Origin of the sequence: Rhodococcus sp. NPDC079359, from assembly GCF_040702585.1 — a bacterium.
In the GTDB taxonomy this organism is placed as follows: Bacteria; Actinomycetota; Actinomycetes; order Mycobacteriales; family Mycobacteriaceae; genus Rhodococcoides.
Map to the genome: position 1 here is coordinate 106,479 of NZ_JBFBLH010000009.1, position 19,524 is coordinate 126,002.

Consider the following 19,524-nt stretch of genomic DNA (forward strand, 5'->3'; position numbering starts at 1 on the left):
ATGGACCGAGCTTGGTACGCAGAGCACCGCTACCACCGGCGCGGTCTGTCTCTCGATGAGTGAACAACCCGTCAACCGAACAGGGTTTCATCGGAAATAGAACGGGGACGGTTTTCGCCCGGTGGCGGTGACAGATCACCATCACTCTTCCGTTGTTGTACACGGCCCCATACCCACGACGTTATCGGCGTTGTCCGCAGGCGAGGCGTCGAGACCACCGCGAATCAGCGGCTGACCGGCCTGCTTCAATGCTCAACTATGACCGATCCCAAACAAACCACCACCGGAGCCCTCTCGGTTGGTGACATCGTCGAAGTGCACCGCCCCGACGGGACCACCTCTGCAGGGACACTCGTCGAGGACTTCGGGGACTACCTCCTGCCCGCAGACACCCTCGGTCGCACCTGGGCGCCCCCACACCGCTGGGCGATCGCCCTGGACGCCGGGGCCCTCGTCTTCGCCGACGACCAGGACGTCACCGCACTACCTGCTTCCCCACCCACCAACACCGCAGCCAACAGTCCCGCAGCTGACAGCACCGCCGGCACGCCGTGACGGAACACCCTCGATCTGTCCCCCGCCGCACCTATCTGTTTTGGAGCGGCGTAGCGCTCGTGCTGATCACCTGCGCGGCGTGGGCACTCGACCCCGAACGCGGGTTCCTCGGCGCCGCGATTCTCGGCGCCACCGGGACCGCCGTATTCCTGGCACTCGTAGCAGTCATCAGCCGAACAGGATGAGCGGACAACCGGCCCGGGCAGGCTGGTGGGTGAGTCTGCATGCGCCAACCGCCGCGATGGGCTGAACCTCGGCACGCGGAAACCCCCGTAATTCCGACACAATGGACTCGAAGTCACACGGCACATCGTGTGAACCCATCCTGCATCCGCCCTGCACACCGAGCACTGACCCCCGTTCCCGACACCACCAGGGGTGGATTCCTTTGAACGACAACACTGTCGACCCGGCATTGATCGACTTCGCACTGCGTTGGCACCACTACGACAACGACGTCGGTGACGAAGACATCTATCCCACCTTCGGTATTACCCCGGGCGAATACCGACGCAGACTCTGGTATGCCCTCAACCTGCCCGACACCCCTGCCCTCGACGAAGACACCCGCACTCGCCTACTCGACTATGCCCGTCGCTACACCACCGACACCATGCCCACACCGTCCACCACATCACTGCGGCGCCCGGTCAGGTGAGCACCGCCGCCTGCTCTCTCTACCCGCCAACAGCGGGATCGGTGTTTGCAGCAGTGGCGGCCCAGATGCGGATGAGGTCGGGTCGTACTCGTATCGTCCACTCGGTTGAAGTCAGGACGCACGGTCGCCGAGGTCGCCGCAGGTCTCGATGTCACCGAACAATCCATCTACAACTGGCGTAACCAGGAGCTCATCGATACCGGACAGAAGCCGGGGCTGAGCTCGATCGAGAGCGCCGAACTCGCTGCCGCCCGTCGTCGTATCGCCGAGTTGGAGACCGAGCTTGCCATCGCCGAACGCTCCACGGAACTGCTGAAGTCGGTGGCGGCCGCAAAGGCGGTTCGAAGCGATCGAAGTGATGGCCAAGGAAGGACTACCGGTACAGACTTCGTGTCGGATTCTGGAGGTGCCCGAGTCCGGCTTCTACGAGTGGCGCAATCGCCCGCCCTCGGAACGCTCACTGCGACATGCCTGGTTGACGCAGCCGATCACCTAGGTTCACACCGCCTCGCATGGCACCTACGGTGCCCGCCGAGTTCACGGAAGAACTCACCCTTAGTCACGACATTGCCGTGGGACACGGCTGCATCGAACTACTGATGAGAACTGCTGGTGTGAAAGGACTTCCGGGAAACAAACGTGCCCGTTCCAAGCATCAGACTCCCACCGCGAGCGATCTCGTGGACCGTACGTTCACCCGCGACGAGCCTAACAAGCTGTGGGTCACGGACATCACGGAACATCCCACCCGTGAAGGTAAAATTTACTGCGCCGCTGTCCTGGATACGTTTTCGAGGCGAGTCGTCGGTTGGTCGATCGACAGCTCGCAGACAGCGACGTTGGGACTGCCCCAGCTTTGGTTGACATCTGATCTGTGAGGATCGCTCCTCACGGTGGAAGGATGTTCACCATGCCGAAAGCATTTCCCGAGGAGTTCCGCCGCGACGTCATCGCCGTCGCACGCAAGGGCGAGGCCCCGTTGCGTCAGATCGCGAAGGACTTCGGAATCTCCGAAGGTTGCCTGCACCGCTGGCTCAAGATTGCCGATCGTGAAGACGGCGTCGTCCGTGACGGCCGGCAGAACCCTGGTGACGAGTCCGCTGAGCTGCGGGAGCTAAAGAAGCGCAACCGGCTGCTCGAGCAGGAAAACGACGTTCTGCGGCGAGCCGCCGCCTATCTGAGTCGAGACATACTCCCAAAATGATCTACCCGCTGGTCCTCGACCTTGCTGGCGACGGAGTACCCGTCACAGTGACCTGCCGGGTTCTCGGTTTCTCAACCCAAGCGTTCTACAAATGGAAGAAAAAGCCAGTCACGCAACGAGATTGGGATGATGCGCATCTGATCAACATTGCTCGTGAGATCCACGACGACGACCCCGCATTCGGCTACCGCTTCATCGCAGTCGAACTACCCGACCGCGGAATCACCGCCAGCGAGAACAGGGTCGCGCGGTTGTGCTCACAAGAACGCATCTGGTCGGTGTTCTCGAAGAAGCGAGGCCTGAACAGGAAGGCCGGCCCGCCGGTTCACGACGACCTCGTCGACCGTCAGTTCACCGCACGGGCCGCGGACGAGCTGTGGCTGACCGACATCACCGAACACCGCACCGACGAGGGCAAACTGTATCTCTGCGCGATCAAGGACGTCTGGTCGAACAGGATCGTCGGCTACTCGATCGACTCCAGGATGAAGGCCTCGTTAGCGGTGTCAGCATTGGATAATGCTGTGGCGCAAAGAGGCTCGGTGGGGACTATCGTGCATTCGGATCGCGGTAGCCAATTCCGATCCAGGAAGTTCGTACATGTCCTGTCGCGCAACGGGTTACGAGGCTCTATGGGGCGGGTCGGGGCGTGCGGTGACAACGCCGCGATGGAGTCGTTCTTCGCACTCGTGCAGAAGAACGTCCTCGACCGCCAGCGGTGGTCGACCCGCGAGCAACTACGGCTGGCGATCGTGACCTGGATCGAAAAGACCTATCACCGCAAACGCCGTCAACGGCGCCTCGGCAAGCTCACCCCTATCGAGTTTGAGACAATCAACCGGACCGCACACGCGGCCTGAATCGCTCAACCCCACTAGTCAACTGAAGTCGGGGCAGTCCCCTCACCGGTTTCGTCACACCCGACTTACCCGCCTGGCCGAACTCGGTTTACCGGTTCACGTGCTCCAACGCTATGCCGGCCATGCCACCCCGACAATGACCATGCACTACATCGCGGCCCGCGACGAACACGCCGAACAAGCATTTCTCGCGACCACGAAACTCCGCGCCGACGGCACGCGCATCGCATTGTCCAGCGACGACCACGACAGCCTGCATCTGTTCCGCAGTGCCGACCGAATCCTCCCGAACGGCTGGTGCATGCTTCCTCCACTGCAGACATGCGGAAAAGGCAACGCATGCCTGACATGCTCGGTCTTCGTCACAGACATCACTCACAGCAGCGTCCTCAAACGTCAGCTTCACGAGACCACAGAGATCATCGACAGAGCCACAACAGAATTCGAACAGAAACACGGCCAACCTATGCCCTCGGACAACGTCTGGCTCAACCTCCGCCGCGCCGAACACACCGCTCTGACAGACCTCATAGATACCCTCGAACGCACACCCGAGAATCCACTCGACGACATCACCCCGCCGTGCAACCGCTCCACTGCCGGGCCGATCGCACTAACTCTCGAGCCGATCAAAGACCGCAGAGGCACACCATGACCGACACCCGAGAACGCCGCATCGCCGTCCTCACTGCCGCCGCGAAGGCCAAATCTCAGCGCGCCGCACACGCTGCCGATCAGGCAATCAGATCCCTGGTCAAACGCGGTGAACCCATCACATTTCAGTCCGTGCAACGAGAGGCCGGCGTCTCGCACGCCTTCCTTTACAAGCACTCCGAGCTTCGCCGACGCATCGACTACCTACGCGGGAAGCACCTCTCAACGACAACCGCACGCCCCATCGCCACCGACGAGAACCCGCTGGTCATCACGCTGACACAACAGATAACTGAACTCAAGAGACGTCACCGACAGCAAACCCAAGCTCTGCGCGACGCGCTCGAACAAGCCCACGGCGAAAACCTCGACCTACGACGCGAAATGGCCCGCCGCGGCAACACCCAAAACACTGCTGAATCAATCGAAACGACAACCTGACCCGCACACGAACCACCGTTCTGACCCAACCCATAGATAACGACCGGAGTCGGCAAAACACATCTGGCAACAGCGTTGGGGCACATGGCAATCCGCCGACGCCACAGTGTCCTGTTCGCACGGTCGGACAAATTGTTCACGCGACTGCGAGCAGCGCGACTCGACAACACCGTCGACGCCGAGATCCGGCGGTTGACCGCCATCGAGATCCTGATCATCGACGACTTCGCCCTGCGCCCACTCGATGCCACCGAAACCAGCGACTTCTACGAACTCATCGTCGAACGCCACCGAAAGAAAACCACCATCGTCACCTCTGCGGGCGACCTCGGCGATGGTGCGGCCGGAATCGATCACCCTACGGGCGGCCTCGACCTTGTATTCGGTCGTGAACGACCTGCGTTTGCGGGACATGCGGACATCCTTCCAGCGGAACCATCGGTCCCGCTATCTCGGTGTCCACCATCCGGGGTGAACCTCAAACGCACCCGACCCGGAACAGTTGACGACACCACCAACAACGAGCATCCTCAATAACGCGCCACGGTGGTCCCTACCCTCTGGCAATCAGGTGGTCCCATCACCCTGGCAAGCGACAGCCAGCGCTATGACCGTCGTGGCGACAATCGCCCCGTCAAGAACGACGGGCAAGACCCACGCTCGTCCTGGATCGGTCCCGGCCATAATCGCCAGCTCTCGGAGCGCGGCGAAAGACAGCCAAAACGATGATGCTGCGATGCCAACGGTTAAGGCGATACCGGTCATCAACGCGGCGAACAGCACCTGCGGATGAACTGCAAGCACAGGTGGCGAACCGACTGTACGGCTCTGATCGGTGCGCATGTCCGTTGAGACTCCTTTAGAGGTGGACTGTGTCTGCTGCAGCTACGTCGGACTGCGCGTGGGAGGCGGAATGGCGTACGTGAGCGGGAGATCGGCCTGGGCTATACGTCTTCATCAACGCGGAAGCTCCACGGCTTGACGAAAGCGGAGCGCACCTGTTCAACGCCAGGAGTCAGGTGACCCGTAGGTACAGACGCAGAGCTTGTTCGACTAGGGCGCTTCGACTGCCCGCGCCCCAGTCACTAGCTAGCTGATCGAGAAGCGCCGCGTCAGAGTTAATGACTCCAGCGAGCGGAACACGAGACAGGGGTGCATTGTGTCGCCTACGTGTGGGCCTTCCGTCCGCCCTTTTGAACAAACCTGTACTTGCGCTCGCGACTGCACCCGCCCAATGTGTCTTCAGATCGTCCGCGTGCTCTTCAACCGCGTCGAGTACGACTTGACCGTATGTACGTGCCGTTACTGCATTCGCAGTCCGCTCCTCCAGCGTAAGTGACCGCAAGGCGCCGTAGACCTCATAGGGCAAAGCTACCTCGGGTGGTGCGACACGGTTTGTGCTGGTTGTCGCCGAGTCTTTTCTTACGTTCTTTCGTCGCGCGTCCGCCCGGCGTGGCGAGTTCTGCTTGTCGTCGGTCCCGGTTTGCGTAGTGACTGCCGGGGTGTGTTCTTCGAATTCTGCAGGCTCATCTGCTACCGAGCCTCGGTCGGAGTCGTCGTACGTTTCTGGCTGGTCGTCCGCTACTACTGCGAGTGCGTGAGCGCGCCCTGCTCGGTCGCCGTTCGAATCGATGACCTCCTGGACGGCCGTCGCAACACCATTTTGGTCAGCGTTGTCGCGTTCGGTGTTAACCGCTGTAGCGCTGCCCGCGGCTGCAGCGTCGCGGACGAGATTGAGCGGTGGGAGCAGTTCGTCTAGATCGTTGAGTGCATTCGGATCAAATGCGGCCCGGCGCTTTCGTGTGGTCACGCGACACCGCCGGCAACCTGCTTGCGTTCTGCGTTCGCGACACGGCTGAGTATTTCGCGAGTCAAGCCTTGGTAGTCCGATGCCAGCCCGGATGGATCGCGGGACCACAGGCGGTCGCTGGACTTGCCCTTCTGACGCAGTCTCTGCAGACGGCTTTTCTGGTCAGACTCAGCTGCTTCGACCAGTTCTAATGGAGTGAGATGGCGTGTTCGAAGATCCACTGCTGCAGCACGATCCGATCGTATAAATGATTCGAACGGGTCAGCGCCGCTGCCTTCGAGAAGTTCGTTGACTTGGTCGAAGACTTCGCGATTGCGTGCCGTCGCGCGGGGATTTGTGTCAAAAAGGACAACACCCAGCAGTTGAATCTTGGATCCAGCTCGCCGCGCCCGTAGGTATCGCATCGCGAGTAGTTCGACACCAGACAAGCTGGCGTCGTCATCCTTGGTGGGTACGACAAGGTATCGAGCCGTCCCGAGTAGGGCCTCAAGAAGGGGGGCATCGCCGGGGCCGGAGTCGATTAGAACCAAGTCGTAGTTCTCGGTTTCATCCAAGTCGTTCAGCGTCTTCGATAGGTTGCCGCGCAGATCGATTCCAGTCTGCGACGCGGTTGCTGCTACAGACGCAACAACGGCGAGCGCCGGGCCACCCGGGACGACATCGAGGTTTGGGCGAACATTCCGGACAGGAGTCAATGCTTGCGAGAACTGCAACGCCATACTCAAGCCACGGCCGCCGTCGCCTTCAACCCCGAGGTCAGACGAGGAGACGTTGGCTTGCTGGTCGGCGTCGACGACAAGCACGCGCCGCCCCGCTGCGGCGACCATGCCCGCCACGGCTGACACGATCGAGCTTTTGCCGACGCCACCCTTCTGGTTAGCGACCAGCACTGTCCGTGAAGCTGCGGTTGTCGTCACCCGCATGAAGGTACTGGACTAGCGACGCTCCTGCGGTCTGCGACACGCGCGGCCGCACAACTTTCTGCAGAGCTCTGGGCGCGGCCCTGCGTCAGCGCTTAGGTCTGGCCAGGTATCAGGATGTGCAGCAGGGTCTACTGCTGGCTTTGGTGGCGGCTTTCGAAACGACCCGACATGAAGCCGAGTGCAGGCGCTCATGCACGGCTGGCTCTAAAGCTGCCTTTACAACCGTTGCAGTTGTCATGCAGCTAGACGCACAGACCGCTCTCGCACAAGCGGTTGCCACCGCACGATAAAAGGCTTGTCGTGCGGTGCTTCGTGTGGGCGCTGATGTAGTTCTACAGACAGCAAGTAGAGCGGTTACATAAGAGGCGTGGCTTGCGTACGGGTGGCAGACCGACTGCACGGACGTACGCACCGCCGCGTGGACGGCCGGTTGTAAGGCCAGTTGCCTGAACCGTTGTACGCACCCGACACGGTGCTTCTACATGTACACCCATGCGACCGTTGTAGCCCCCTTTGTCCTGAGCACTTTAACGATCGCTCTTACGGCCACCGCATAAGCCACCCTTGGGCCCGTATGTATGGCCATATGTATGGGCTTACATACGGACTTACCGACGATGTAGATAAATCGGCAGGTCACACCCCAAGTAAGTGTAGTCCACTCGAAACGCTTGCGAGTCATTCGGCCGTCGGTCGCCACCCAGATTCGCTCGAAGAGAAGTTCCATTTCAGATTGCCAAACTTGGCAGGAGGCAGCCGCCTCCGAGGTGCTGAGGAGTGTAGATCAGTCGATGGCGCGGCCGCGGACCGCGCAGAAAGCTGTGCGTTGAATGGAACGGGCGTCTGACGGCATCCCCGAATGGGGAAGCGAGGCTCTGGTAAACGTGCGCCATTTCGGGCAGACCGCCAGTATTGGATCGGGCGCACCCGCATCAGTGACGGGATGCGCCGCACGTTGGCAAGCCGCACATATTCCGGGCGTGCGCGCGGTTCGAAGCGATCTCGGCACACGACTGTTGCGCATCGTTAGGTGCGGCTAGTCACCACGCGAGGAACAACTCCGCCGTAACCGCCTACAGGCGGTCGACTAGCGCACTTATGGATCAATCCGAGGCGCCCGCGACTCGTTCGGCTCAATCGGCCGCCCAAGATTGGGGTACGTCCGGCGACAGCCTAACGCCGGTCAGTGAGTGCAGCCTCACGTACGGGCATGCATATGGGTCTCTCGTGTGGGGCCGGATTGGTTAGGCGGCTGGTGCAGCAAAGACGGGCGTGGAAAATTTGCATCTACGTCTGAGCCCTTCGACCGGTTGGGCTTACAGCCGTTCATATGGCCGTCTGTATGGGCTTACGTGTGGGCGTATGCGCTTGCCGACCAAAAGTGCTCGAAAGACGGGACGCCGCACAGATGGCGGGTCCTGTTGCGTCACCCCGCTACCGAGGCGAACAAGAGCCTTCGTCACAGTGACAAATCTTGTTCAGACTCGGGCATTGCGACCAAATGCACCCGCATACCTGCATACTGCCGCCCGGAACATCGGCAGTGTCACGGTACCGACGCCATAAATCGGCATCTCCTCAGACGAGGATTGGGCGCGAGTCCGCCCGCCATTACACCCAAAGGTCGAATTCCACCGAACCCGCCCCGTTAACGGTGACCCGGCGCGAAGGATCGAAACGTTCGCCTCCCTGCGCGCAAATTTGGCGAACGGTGCTCGGCGAAGAACGCTGCTGTCGAGCGAGGTGCATCTGCCGGCTCGACCAGGGGCCGCCATCACGACAAGCAACGCGTACTCGGCGAGGACCGCCAGACCGCTTACCGGACGCTCGCGACCCTGGGGATAGGTGCGGGGCGAAGCCGTACATCAGCCTCGGATTGGACGACGCGAACAGCCGCAGCCGAAGTGAGTGTCGGTCACTACCTACGAGATATGCCAACTGATCCATCAGCCAGACACAGTTCGAGAACTCCGCAGGTCAGACTGTTGCGCGGTGAAAGCCCTGGTGACTCGTAAGCACGCTCCAGCAGTATCGAGCACCCCATAACGAGGTTGCCTACCGCTGCCAATCTCGGCGTCTAATGAACATGCAATTTGCCCGAGTTGGACCCTGTGCACGGTCGGCCCCAATTTTGTAGATGTGGGCTACGTAAATTGCATTTTCCGCACCGTATCCCACAAAACGCCTGTTCAGCACATTTTTGCCACGCAAGAGTGTCGGTGAACTGCGCTAGGCTGCGCGTGTGGACTTTCGACCAGGCCGAATACCTGCCGTGACCACCGTTGCGGGAACGGCCGAGGCTGGCAGGTCGGTCGCTGTCGAGCCGGAGATCCCCTCGGCCGTCGCGAAGCGTATCGCCAGCGCTGTGCAATCCTCCCGATCCGAGGGGACGCGCAAGACCTACGCGGCCGCGTGGAGACGCTTCACCAGGTGGTGCGAGTCGAATGGTCACGTGACGCTACCGGCGCACCCGATCACCGTTGCCGCATACCTCGTCGACGCGGCCGACACGAGAACCGGAACGGGGGAGCGGGCCTACGCCATCGCCACTTTCGGTACCTGGATCGCGGCAATCAACCATCAGCACCGCACCACCGGGCACCTGTCTCCGTCCGCACACGAACTGGTCACCGCAACCTTGTCCGGAATCCGACGCGAGTACGCCGCCGCGGGGGACCGGCCCCGCACCCCGCGGGACCCGCTGTTGGTCGAGGACATCAAACTCCTCGTCAGGACCGCCCGGGCTCGGTGCCGCGGGTGGGCCGACGAGGTCCTCGAACGCCGCGATTCGGCCATCCTGCTCCTCGGGTTCGCCGGCGCGTGCCGCCGCAGCGAGTTGTCAGACCTAGTGTGCGGGGACGTCACCATGCACCGGCACGACGGCCTCCACATCCGGCTACGGAAGTCGAAGACCGACCAGGAGGGCAGGGGAGCGGTGAAAGCCTTGCCGTACACGAATTCTCACGAGACCTGCCCGCCGTGTGCGTACGTCCGCTGGGCGCAGGTGGTCGCTGCGTTCGACGTAGGTGGACGCCCGTCGGTTATTCGACTTCTCCGCAAACAAGAACCGTTCGACCAGCATGTGTGCCGTGAGGGAGTGCCCCGCACCGCCGCCCGCTCACCCTTGCTCCGTGCGATCGCGAAGAACGGGAACCTCGGCACAACCGCACTGTCCGGGGCCGCTATCCACAAGACCATCCGCCGCCGCGCCGCACACGCCGGTTACGACTTCACCGCCCTGAATAAGCTCGGTGGCCACTCGCTCCGCGCAGGTTTCGTCACTCAGGGCACACGCAACGGCACCGACGGATCCGCCATCGCTCGCCAAACCGGCCACGCCAGCCTCGACTCCGTAGAGGTCTACCGACGCGAGCACGCCCCGCTTGTAGGTAACGCCGTCACCGACATTGGCCTATAGCTGGTCAAGTAGGCGGAATTGCGTCCGATGCAACTGCGTTACACCGCATAAGCTGATGCGACCTGGACGTTGACCGCGGTGTCATCCTATCCGTTGCCGGCCCTCCGTCTCGCCTGACCTGCGGCGACGGCAGTCAGACTAGACTTGATTCAACATTGTTGTGTTTAATGCAACGCATGGGCGAGACTGAGATTCCGGGTGCGGCGCATCTGGTGTTGACCGACGGGGTAGTGCATCTCGAGCCCGAACAGGCAGTGTTCGAAGCGATGCTGGCGGGGTGGGAACGTCAGCAACGAACGCGGTTTCTCAGTGACGAGGGGACGATCGCGCCGCGTTTGTCGCTGGTGCGTCGGATGGCCGAGTTCACCAATTCGTATCCGTGGCAATGGGAACCGGCGGACGGTGAAGATTTCATCGTGCATCTGCGGTCCTCGGTCCGGCGTAAGCCGATCGTGGTGTCGACCGCCCGGTCGTACGAGATGTCGATTTGCTTGTTCATGGAGTACGTCACCGACAGCCGCTACGGTTGGCCTGCGCAGTGCTGGGATCGGTTTTCGGTTGTGCCGCAACAGGTTTTTCACGAGGGAAACACGATCGCGCATGCTGCAGATTTCGAGGGCGGACCGGGGAGGCGGCCGCTGACCTACGACGAAGTGCAGACCTTGTTCGATGCCGCGGACGGCCGCGTCGAGCAGATCCGCAAGCTGGGCCGCAAAGGTTCGTTGACAGCGTTACGCGACGCCGCCCTGCTCAAGACCGTCTACGCCTACGGACTGCGCCGTCGAGAGGCCCGCGGGTTAGATCTCTCCGACCGACGCCGCGCACCGAAAGCAGCGCAGTACGGCCAGTACGGTGCTTGGTTCGTGCGGTGGGGGAAGGCATCGAAGGGAAGCCCGCCGAAGCGGCGCACCGTGTTGACGGTTCCGGAGATGGATTGGATCGTCGATGTGCTCGACCACTGGGTCGAGGAGGTTCGGCCATTGATGAAGCCGGGCGCGCTGACCGCGCTCTGGGTCAGCGAGCGCGCCGGTCGAATGTCACTGCGCAGCATCAACGATGCCTTCGAGCAAGTGCGTCAGGCGGCGGGGTTGCCGGTCGAACTCGACCTGCACTGTCTGCGGCATTCGTACGTCACGCATCTGGTGGAGTTCGACTACCCAGAACGGTTCGTCTCCGAACAGGTCGGTCACCGATACGCCTCGACGACCGCGATCTATACCGGTGTATCCGACGAGTACCGAACCCGACTAATACGCCGAGCGCTGCAGAGCCGCGACACTTTATGGAAGGGAGCGCCATGATCAAGAAGATGGGCTACCGCTGGAACCTGCGACGCCTGATGGCCGACCATGAGATGTTCCAGACCACCGAGCTGGGCCCGCTGCTCGCCGAGCGCGGGATTCACCTCTCCCGCGAACAGGTCTACCGGCTCGTCACCGCACCGCCGCAACGGTTATCGATGGACACCCTCGCCGCGTTGTGCGACATCCTCGGGTGCACACCGAACGACCTCATCGAGATCGACGTCGTCAACACTGCTATCAAGAAGACGAGCAACGGCAGTACGGGTGAGCACCCAGCCCCGCCACGGGCACGACGCACCACCATCCGCCGACCAGAGACGACATGAGCCGACGGCCGGGAGTCGAGCCACGCCAGATCGTGCTCGAGCGAGCCGCCCATCACGTCAGAGACAGTGTTCCTGACCTCAGTCTCTGCGCCGCAATGGAATTCGTTGCCGAAGCGGTAGTCGACTCAACACTGAGACCGTTGGAAGCGCACCTTGCGCGGCATCCCGATGCGCTGACGTCGGGATCATCGAACACCCCAGTGGCAGTGCAGCGACTGGCCGCGCTACTCGTCGCGGCCGGACACACCACGGTCACGATTCCCAGTTGCCTACGATGCAAGGCCCCAAAGATCCTGCACCACATAGTCGACGGAGGTCGTGTCTGCGACAACTGCCGACGATATTTCCACTGCGCGCCGTGCAGTCGCTGCGGCAAGGATCGGTCGATCGCCAAACGCGACGACCACGGCAGACCACTGTGCAGCTCATGCGTCCCCCGCAAGAGGGGGCCATGCGGACAATGTGGGCGAGTGTTGGCGATCAAGGCGCGGCGGAGCGACGGCGCCGCATTGTGTCCGAATTGCTACCGCACTCCGCACTGCACCTGCATCCGGTGCGGGGAGGACGCGCCCACATACGCCCACACCGACGACGGCCCGATCTGCAAAAGCTGCTACACCCGGCCCAAGCGCCGCTGCGGTGGGTGCGGCGAAGTCAGGGGAATCGACCGCACCGCCCGAGGCACCGAACCTGATCTCTGCAACCGCTGCCTCACCCGACCACGACACCCATGCGTGATCTGCGGTGCGGCGCATCCAGCACATCCGGATGCCCAACAACCGGTATGTCTTCGCTGCCGCGACGACGGCCATGTCCTCGAACCCCAGCTCACCGAATCCCCGACACGAGTACGCCGGCGACAACACGAAACCGCCCACGACGCACTCGAGGCAAAGCTCCGCATCGTCCTCAGTCACCCGGAACACGGCATTGCCGAGCAACTCGTTCCGTTAGTTGCCGTCTTCGCCCACGTCCCCAATCCGTCTTCGACGATGCGCTGGCTTCATCGACGCGCCGGCGGTGCGAAGTTGCTTCACGAGCTCGCTCAACGAGCCCACCACGAGTCCCTGAGCCATGAACTGCTCGACCAGTGCCCGCCGAGCTATGCTTTGCACCGACTGCGTGATCTGCTCGTCCACGCGGGAATTCTCGCGGAGCGCGACGAGTTGCTCGAGCGAATCGAACAGTGGCTCGAGCATGCCCTCGGTGAACGGCCCGCTCATCACATCGCACTCGTGCGACCATTCGCCACCTGGCACGTTCTGCGGCGTGCTCGCCGACGATCCAACCGACGGCCCGTCACGGTCAGCGCTGCCACTTACGTTCGGAGCCAAATCGCAATCAGTCTCGAATTCCTGACCTGGCTCGATGAACGCGGCAAGACACTGCCCACGACCGATCAAGCCGACATCGATGTTTGGCTCGACGGTGGCAGCGAATACCGTTACTTCGTAACCACATTCATAGAATGGTCGAAAGGAAGGAAGCTATGCTCCGACCTGACGGTGCCCCAAAGGCCGAGCGCCGGCCCGTCGAACTTGCTCACCGAAGAAGACCGGTGGGACATGCTCGACAGGTGTCTTCACGACGACGAACTGCCTCTCGACGTCCGAGTCACGGGTGCGCTCGTCCTGCTTTACGGCCGCACAACCACCAGCATCGCTACGCTGACCTGTGGCCGCATCGACGTCGTCGACCAGGAGACCTACCTGCGTTTCGACGAAGGCCCCGCCTTGGTGCCACCTGCACTGGCCGCACTCCTGACCACCCTGCGAGACAACAGAGTCGGTCGCGAAACCTTCTACCAGACCGAACTCGCAACCCGATTTCTGTTTCCGGGAAGGTCCCCGGGCAGGCCAATGGCGTCTGCTGTCCTCGCACGCAAACTCCGCCACCACGGGATCGAACCGCTTCCTGCCCGCCACTCGGCTCGCTCGGCCTGGGCCCGCGACATCCCTGCCCCGATCGCCGCTGACCTACTCGGCGTCAACATATCTACAGCCACCAAATGGTCCAGTCGAACACGACGAGACTGGGCCGACTACCTGCTCGCTCGTTCCGAAGAGCAACAAGACGAATCATGAACGCCAAGCTGAAACAGTGAATGTGCACTTACACAACACATTCAAGGTCCTACCATCGAGCATTTCGACCAGGTTCGATCCGGGCATCGGGTCTCGACTACCTGTCCCAGTTTTCGGATACACCGACGAGTGGGCAGGTTACGTCGCCGGTGGCCCCCAAATGGGGTTGCGTCTACGATTCGGCGCTTGGGTAGGAAGCGACTGCTTCGACCTCGAACAGGATGTCGGGCATGGCCAAACCCGACACACCGATTACGGTCTGTGTCGGTGGCAGCTCCCCGCAGCTGTCATGGACAACACTTCCGATGATTCCGAGCTTCTCGAAATCCGGGCCGACGACGTAGGTTCTGAGTTGGACGATGTTGCTGTGGTCGAGCCCGTGCGAAGCCAGGGCCACGCCGAGGTTGGCGAATGCTTGTTTCACTTGGCCGGCGAAGTCGGCAGAGACGACCATGCCGTCCTTTCCGGATCCGTACTGACCGGAGACGAACACTAGGCCAGTACCGGCTGGCACTGCCGCAGTGTGACTGTAGCCGTAGGGAATTGGGTCGTGGAGCTCACTGGGGTTGATGACTGAGTGGGACATGGGTGTCACCCTTCTTGTTCGCCGAGCGCCGGCGGGTTGCCGGAAGTTTCGTGGGTATCGACTTGGAGGACGTACGCCAACTGGGAGATGACTACGTCGCGGTAATTCGTTGCAGGAAGAGGCAGGTGGCCGAGTACCGTTGGGTACAGCACGCCGACGATGTTTGCCACTGCGACTTCGACGATGGACTCGACATCGAAGCGCGGGTCGAATTGACCGCTCTCCACTCCTCGACGAACAGCGTCCGCGAAGGGTTCTCGGTACTGGGTCGCCAATGCTGTGGCGTGCTGCCGGAGTTCGGTGTCGTGGGCGGCTGCCGTCCAGAATTCCATGAGCATCCGCCAGGTCGGAACATCCGTTGCAAGGCCACGGTCCACCATCGCCACCAGTTGTTTCCATGGGTCATCGAATTGCGCCGTGAATTCGCGCATGGCTTCAACGGCAACGGAAGTGGCGCGTTGGAAAGCTTCGATCAACATGTCCTCGCGAGATCCGAAGTAGCCCTGCAAGGTGCTTACTGCGATACCGGAGGCCTCGGAGATATCTGCGTACCTGGTGCCGCCGTATCCGCGGACCGCCATAGTCGATATCACCTGATCGAGCACGAGGAGACGCTTGGGGCCACCTGCTCGTCGGTTGCGCACTGCGGCCTCGCTCATAGCCATACCGTATCACAATACGGTATGGCTAACCGGTTCAACATCCGCCTTCGATCACGTCCACCGCCGCAAACGAGCCTCCGATTGACGTGACGGTGCGAATGGACGGGCTCGTACGGAACGGTTTCGCGCCCGCTGGCAGACGGCGGGCAGATCTGAAGATGCTTGGGCTACGGGGGCGTCCACCTCGGCTCGACGTCACCAAGGCTGGGCGAGCGGTGCCTAAACTGTTGTAACAGCCAAACCGGGGAGGAAGTGTCACCGTTTCCGAACACTGCAACTTTGAATATCGACACTCCGCCAGTCAAACACGTCGGTACATGACAGTACCGGCGAAGCGTGCCGACAGACCTTCCTGAACCAGAGGTCGAAGAGTAATCGCCAGCGGTTTAAGTCCGCGTATTCGGGTAGCCCAACGGATGGCTCAAGACCGCCTGCGCGGGTCGCCCGAGACCAGGAGCAGTGCTGCACGGAGCACTATCCGCTTGATCGATAGGTGCCTTGGCGCGACACGTAGCCGGTCCCTCGAAAAGTCAGCACAGACCAGGCTCCCTCACAAGACGAGTAGCTCGTCTTCGGCGATCCAGCTCTTTATCGCCTTCCATCCATGTGTAGCGCCGCCACCGGCGCGTAGGACAGCGGCGACCATGACCGCTCCGGCGACTCCGACTTTGCAGGCACCGGCCTTGACGGCGCGTTTGGCGTGGTCCTCGATGCAGAACCGGCACTGGTCACTGCGACGCTCACCGCGATCAGCTCCCACGGCTCGTCAAGCGGTGGTGGTACGCCCTTCGGGCTGCTCAACGGTGCTGCTTCAACCATGCCCTCAGAGTGTGCACTCTGTTCACTGAAAGTCGGGCCTTGCGGGCCGACACCATTCCGACGCCCGACGCCAGCAGCTGAGCTTCCGTGTCTCACTTGAGCCTGACCGGGAAGAGGAGGGTGTCGTTTGCCGCAATGTGAACTGCTTCCCCTGAGTACTCTGCGGTTACCGGATTCGCAACAACAGACGCAATTGGGGCTGAGGCCTGCTTCAACCAGGTTCGCGTCACAAGTTGAGTCTTACGTTCGAGTGAGACGCGACTACCCATCTCAGAGGTCTGTCCAGTGAAGTCGCTGAAGCGATCAGTCGCTTAGAATTCAGCCGTCTCAAGTCTTCTACAAGCCTGTGAAATGGTCTTTCTCGACTTGGTGTTGACGTAAGTCACAAACGGCTGCAAAGTGTGACATGTATCCAATCGGAAGTAGATGCGCCGAACACGACGAAGTCGCCAACTCCAAATGCTCCACACCCCCAGGCCCATCGGCGTGAATATCAGCACGCACCGCACAAGCAAGGACGCCGACTATGCCTCATCTCAATGTCCCGCAGAAACAAAAGGTCCATAGGCGAATGCCCAAATGGTCCGAGTTGAGATCACAATTGCAGTTCGCGCCCTTCGAACGGGATGCAACCACGAGGCGTCTCGGCCGTGCGCATACCATTTCCGACCTACGCGATGTGGCACGCAAACGAGTACCACGGTCTGTCTTCGAGTTCGTCGACGGTGGTGCCGAGGATGAATTGACCATGTCACGCTCGCGGGCGGCGTTCGACCGCGTCGAATTCAGGCCCAGCGCTCTGAGTGGGGCATTAGCAGTGGACACCAGCACAACTCTGTTCGGCCGCTCGTTGGATCAACCAATCATTCTGGCTCCCACAGGATTCTGCCGTCTATCACACCACGAGGGCGAGCGGGCGGCGGCACGAGCGGCGGCACGAGCCGGGATTCCCTTCGCGCTGACAACCATGGGCACGGTGTCCATAGAAGATGTCGCCACCGTCGGAGGTCCTGAGGCGGACCAGTGGTTTCAGCTGTATGTCATGCGAGACCGTGGACTGACCACCGACCTGATAGCTCGGGCAAAGGCCGCTGGATTCTCGACCCTCGCCATTACCGTAGATACACCGGTGACCGGCCAGCGCCGCAAAGACCTGCGCAATGGATTTTCGGTCCCTCCTCAGCTGACCGTCCGAACGCTGCTGGACATCGCTCGGCGTCCGTCCTGGTGGATCAATCTGCTCACCACTGATCCTCTTGTTTTCGCGACGATTCCTGCCGGTGAACCGGAGGCGCACGCCAAGTTTATCGACAGCGTCTTCGACCCCGGTGTGTCCTTCGAGGACCTCAAACTCGTGCGGGAGGCCTGGGACGGTCCTTTGGTTCTCAAGGGTATTCAGAGCGTCGAAGACGCCCGCAAGGCTATCGATTACGGTGCCGACGGAGTAATAGTGTCGAGCCACGGTGGACGTCAACTCGACCGTTCGCCTGTCTCGTTGGAATTGCTGCCACAAGTCGCCGACGCCGTAGGCGATCAGATCGAAGTGCTGCTGGATTCTGGCGTTCGTACCGGCGCAGACGTTGCGGCCGCCGTCGCTCTCGGCGCGAAGGCGTGCTTGGTCGGTCGGCCATACATGTATGGCTTGATGGCCGGCGGCGAAGCTGGCGTCGACAAAGCGATCGAGATATACGCATCCGAGCTGCGGCGAACCATGCACTTGCTGGGACTCGCGTCGATCGACGATCTCGATACCAGCCGTGTTCGGTTGCGACCGTCAAACTAATACATAGTTCGCCAGGACAAGCTTTGTTCGCCAATCTTCTATCACTGGGCTGTGCGCTCCGAATGTCCGGTCCTTCTGGACAACAGCGATCTTCTGGTGGTCAAAATGCGCCAGGACCGAAGCCGTCTTTGACCAGTCACGGGAGTTCATGGACCGATGGCGGGAATGCGGGTGACAACGAGTCGGTAAGCAAAGTCAGCGTATGCCGTTGCAGCACAACGGCGGTGTCGGTAGCGTTGGCGCACCGTAAGGAGATCGAAGCGCGAGGTTTTTTCAATGTTGGCGCGCAACGGCGTGACTGCTTCACGCTATCGCGCGTGATATGACGACGCGCATGATCTCGTTGGTACCTTCCAGAATCTGGTGGACCCGAAGGTCGCGAACGATTTTCTCGACACCGTACTCGGCGAGATAACCGTATCCGCCGAGCAACTGCAGCGCCCCGTTGGCGACCTCGAAGCCGGTATCGGTACCGAAACGCTTGGCCATCGCGCACATCTCGACCTTGTCGGCTGCATTGTTCTGCAACCCGTCCGCTGCTCGCCACAGCAGAGTTCGCGCAGCTTCGAGCTCGGTCTTGAAATCCGCCAGTCGAAACTGCAGGGCCTGCGAGTCGAGCAACCTGGCGCCGAAGGCGTTGCGGTCGGCGAGGTAGGACACGGCCTTGTCGAGAGCGGACTGTGCGCCGCCGATCGAGCACGCGGCGATGTTGATGCGTCCGCCGTTGAGCCCGTTCATCGCGATCCGAAATCCGTCGCCCTCGCCGCCGAGCAGGTTGGCAGCCGGAACGCGGGCACCTTCGAAGATCACCTGGCGGGTGGGTTGAGCGTTCCATCCCATCTTTTTCTCGTTCGCTCCGAACGACAGTCCCGCGGTGTCCTTCGGCACGATGAACGCCGAGATGCCGCGGGGACCCGGCGCTCCGGTGCGGGCCATGACGACGTACACCTCGGAAGTGCCTGCGCCGGAGATGAACTGCTTGACGCCGTCCAGCACGTACTCGTCACCGTCGCGGACGGCCTTGGTACCGAGCTTTGCCGCATCGGATCCAGCGCCGGGTTCGGTGAGGCAGTAGCTACCGAGCTGGTCCATCGAGCACAGCCCCGGAAGCCAGCGCTGCCGTTGCTCGTCGTCGCCGTACGTGTCGATCATCCAGGCGACCATGTTGTGGATGGAAATGTAGGCCGCGATGGACGGGTCACCGGTGGCGAGTTGCTCGAAGATGCGCACCGCGTCGACGCGGGTCAGGCCCGATCCACCGACGTCTTCACGAATGTAGATGCCGCCCATCCCGAGAGCAGCAGCCTTGCGCAGCACGTCCACCGGAAAGTGCTTCTGCTGATCCCATTCGACGGCGTTCGGTGCGAGGAACTCGTCCGCGAAATCACGAGCAGTGTCGTTGATGGCACGCTCGTCCTCGTTCAACGTGAACATCGT

The 19,524-nt window shown here is 61.5% G+C and carries 19 protein-coding genes and 2 pseudogenes; 13 read left to right on the top strand and 8 right to left on the bottom strand.

Going from position 1 to position 19,524, the window contains the following annotated elements; translation table 11 throughout:
* Nucleotides 1-258 precede the first annotated feature (258 nt).
* The 8 genes and pseudogenes from AB0362_RS20350 to AB0362_RS20385 all read left to right on the top strand — a co-directional run.
* Nucleotides 259-555 (top strand): hypothetical protein, encoded by a 297-nt coding sequence (locus AB0362_RS20350; protein ID WP_068051217.1) that lies wholly within the window; start codon nt 259-261, stop codon nt 553-555.
* A 388-nt stretch (nt 556-943) separates the two neighbouring features.
* Nucleotides 944-1,213: a hypothetical protein gene (locus AB0362_RS20355; RefSeq protein WP_068051219.1), complete on the top strand. Its 270-nt coding sequence runs from the start codon at nt 944-946 to the stop codon at nt 1,211-1,213.
* Between the two features lie 105 nt (nt 1,214-1,318).
* A complete protein-coding gene (locus tag AB0362_RS20360; protein ID WP_094642616.1) occupies nt 1,319-1,813 on the top strand; it encodes a transposase in 495 nt (164 codons plus the stop codon).
* Nucleotides 1,726-2,091, top strand: a complete 366-nt coding sequence (locus AB0362_RS20365) for a DDE-type integrase/transposase/recombinase (protein ID WP_082898868.1) — start codon at nt 1,726-1,728, stop codon at nt 2,089-2,091. The genes AB0362_RS20360 and AB0362_RS20365 overlap by 88 nt, the downstream gene beginning before the upstream one ends.
* Before the next feature lie 32 nt (nt 2,092-2,123).
* Nucleotides 2,124-3,277 (top strand): IS3 family transposase gene (locus AB0362_RS20370; RefSeq protein ID WP_094642707.1). Its coding sequence is split into 2 segments (ribosomal slippage): nt 2,124-2,406 and nt 2,406-3,277, totalling 1,155 coding nucleotides; the frame shifts between segments, so codons are not numbered across the junction.
* Nucleotides 3,243-3,932: a tyrosine-type recombinase/integrase gene (locus AB0362_RS20375; RefSeq protein ID WP_303396237.1), complete on the top strand. Its 690-nt coding sequence runs from the start codon at nt 3,243-3,245 to the stop codon at nt 3,930-3,932. Before AB0362_RS20370 ends, AB0362_RS20375 begins: the two co-directional genes overlap by 35 nt.
* Complete coding sequence (locus AB0362_RS20380) at nt 3,929-4,372, top strand: DUF6262 family protein (protein ID WP_068051225.1); 444 nt, start codon at nt 3,929-3,931, stop codon at nt 4,370-4,372. Before AB0362_RS20375 ends, AB0362_RS20380 begins: the two co-directional genes overlap by 4 nt.
* Before the next feature lie 45 nt (nt 4,373-4,417).
* Nucleotides 4,418-4,690 (top strand): annotated as a pseudogene (locus AB0362_RS20385) (ATP-binding protein); the annotation flags it as partial.
* Here AB0362_RS20385 and AB0362_RS20390 read toward each other — a convergent pair.
* The 3 genes and pseudogenes from AB0362_RS20390 to AB0362_RS20400 all read right to left on the bottom strand — a co-directional run.
* Nucleotides 4,691-4,786: pseudogene (locus AB0362_RS20390) on the bottom strand (transposase); the annotation flags it as partial.
* Nucleotides 4,787-4,939: 153 nt separating this feature from the next.
* The gene (locus tag AB0362_RS20395; protein ID WP_094642617.1) at nt 4,940-5,215 is read right to left on the bottom strand and encodes a DUF2637 domain-containing protein; all 276 of its coding nucleotides are present in this window, start codon (nt 5,213-5,215) and stop codon (nt 4,940-4,942) included.
* A 963-nt stretch (nt 5,216-6,178) separates the two neighbouring features.
* On the bottom strand, nt 6,179-7,099 hold the full coding sequence (locus AB0362_RS20400) for a ParA family protein (protein ID WP_231893828.1): 921 nt from the start codon (nt 7,097-7,099) through the stop codon (nt 6,179-6,181).
* A 2,278-nt stretch (nt 7,100-9,377) separates the two neighbouring features.
* Between AB0362_RS20400 and AB0362_RS20405 the strand changes: the two genes are divergently transcribed.
* The 3 genes from AB0362_RS20405 (at nt 9,378) to AB0362_RS20415 (ending at nt 12,153) form a co-directional block, all read left to right on the top strand.
* Nucleotides 9,378-10,523 (top strand): integrase, encoded by a 1,146-nt coding sequence (locus AB0362_RS20405; protein ID WP_366236075.1) that lies wholly within the window; start codon nt 9,378-9,380, stop codon nt 10,521-10,523.
* Nucleotides 10,524-10,699: 176 nt separating this feature from the next.
* Complete coding sequence (locus AB0362_RS20410) at nt 10,700-11,824, top strand: tyrosine-type recombinase/integrase (protein WP_006898169.1); 1,125 nt, start codon at nt 10,700-10,702, stop codon at nt 11,822-11,824.
* Nucleotides 11,821-12,153 carry a helix-turn-helix transcriptional regulator gene (locus AB0362_RS20415; protein ID WP_006898170.1) on the top strand — a complete coding sequence of 111 codons (333 nt, stop codon included), beginning with the start codon at nt 11,821-11,823 and terminating at the stop codon, nt 12,151-12,153. The genes AB0362_RS20410 and AB0362_RS20415 overlap by 4 nt, the downstream gene beginning before the upstream one ends.
* Nucleotides 12,154-13,103: 950 nt before the next feature.
* Here AB0362_RS20415 and AB0362_RS20420 read toward each other — a convergent pair.
* Nucleotides 13,104-13,556, bottom strand: coding sequence for a hypothetical protein (locus tag AB0362_RS20420; RefSeq protein ID WP_143544395.1), 453 nt, complete (start codon nt 13,554-13,556; stop codon nt 13,104-13,106).
* Nucleotides 13,557-13,658: 102 nt separating this feature from the next.
* Here AB0362_RS20420 and AB0362_RS20425 point away from each other — a divergent pair, with 102 nt between their 5' ends.
* Nucleotides 13,659-14,237, top strand: coding sequence for a hypothetical protein (locus AB0362_RS20425; RefSeq protein ID WP_141214937.1), 579 nt, complete (start codon nt 13,659-13,661; stop codon nt 14,235-14,237).
* Nucleotides 14,238-14,409: 172 nt separating this feature from the next.
* On the opposite strand, the gene AB0362_RS20430 is transcribed toward AB0362_RS20425, so the two are convergent.
* The 3 genes from AB0362_RS20430 to AB0362_RS20440 form a co-directional block, all read right to left on the bottom strand.
* A complete protein-coding gene (locus AB0362_RS20430) occupies nt 14,410-14,823 on the bottom strand; it encodes a Rid family hydrolase (RefSeq protein WP_006898173.1) in 414 nt (137 codons plus the stop codon).
* Nucleotides 14,824-14,828: 5 nt separating this feature from the next.
* Nucleotides 14,829-15,482 carry a TetR/AcrR family transcriptional regulator gene (locus AB0362_RS20435; RefSeq protein ID WP_255032467.1) on the bottom strand — a complete coding sequence of 218 codons (654 nt, stop codon included), beginning with the start codon at nt 15,480-15,482 and terminating at the stop codon, nt 14,829-14,831.
* 553 nt (nt 15,483-16,035) lie between these two features.
* On the bottom strand, nt 16,036-16,245 hold the full coding sequence (locus AB0362_RS20440) for a hypothetical protein (protein ID WP_366236076.1): 210 nt from the start codon (nt 16,243-16,245) through the stop codon (nt 16,036-16,038).
* A gap of 585 nt (nt 16,246-16,830) precedes the next feature.
* On the opposite strand from AB0362_RS20440, the gene AB0362_RS20445 reads away from it, so the two are divergent.
* Nucleotides 16,831-18,087 carry an alpha-hydroxy acid oxidase gene (locus tag AB0362_RS20445; RefSeq protein WP_366236077.1) on the top strand — a complete coding sequence of 419 codons (1,257 nt, stop codon included), beginning with the start codon at nt 16,831-16,833 and terminating at the stop codon, nt 18,085-18,087.
* Between the two features lie 303 nt (nt 18,088-18,390).
* Here the strand turns inward: AB0362_RS20445 and AB0362_RS20450 are convergent, their stop codons facing one another.
* Nucleotides 18,391-19,521: an isobutyryl-CoA dehydrogenase gene (locus AB0362_RS20450; protein ID WP_366236078.1), complete on the bottom strand. Its 1,131-nt coding sequence runs from the start codon at nt 19,519-19,521 to the stop codon at nt 18,391-18,393.
* Nucleotides 19,522-19,524 lie beyond the last annotated feature (3 nt).

Coding starts and splice junctions, on each gene's coding strand:
- AB0362_RS20410 (WP_006898169.1), top strand. CDS start 10,700: ATGGGCGAGACTGAGATTCCGGGTGCGGCGCATCTGGTGTTGACCGAC.
- AB0362_RS20365 (WP_082898868.1), top strand. CDS start 1,726: ATGGCACCTACGGTGCCCGCCGAGTTCACGGAAGAACTCACCCTTAGT.
- AB0362_RS20450 (WP_366236078.1), bottom strand. CDS start 19,521: ATGTTCACGTTGAACGAGGACGAGCGTGCCATCAACGACACTGCTCGT.
- AB0362_RS20435 (WP_255032467.1), bottom strand. CDS start 15,482: ATGAGCGAGGCCGCAGTGCGCAACCGACGAGCAGGTGGCCCCAAGCGT.
- AB0362_RS20430 (WP_006898173.1), bottom strand. CDS start 14,823: ATGTCCCACTCAGTCATCAACCCCAGTGAGCTCCACGACCCAATTCCC.
- AB0362_RS20415 (WP_006898170.1), top strand. CDS start 11,821: ATGATCAAGAAGATGGGCTACCGCTGGAACCTGCGACGCCTGATGGCC.
- AB0362_RS20380 (WP_068051225.1), top strand. CDS start 3,929: ATGACCGACACCCGAGAACGCCGCATCGCCGTCCTCACTGCCGCCGCG.
- AB0362_RS20445 (WP_366236077.1), top strand. CDS start 16,831: ATGCCTCATCTCAATGTCCCGCAGAAACAAAAGGTCCATAGGCGAATG.
- AB0362_RS20350 (WP_068051217.1), top strand. CDS start 259: ATGACCGATCCCAAACAAACCACCACCGGAGCCCTCTCGGTTGGTGAC.
- AB0362_RS20395 (WP_094642617.1), bottom strand. CDS start 5,215: ATGCGCACCGATCAGAGCCGTACAGTCGGTTCGCCACCTGTGCTTGCA.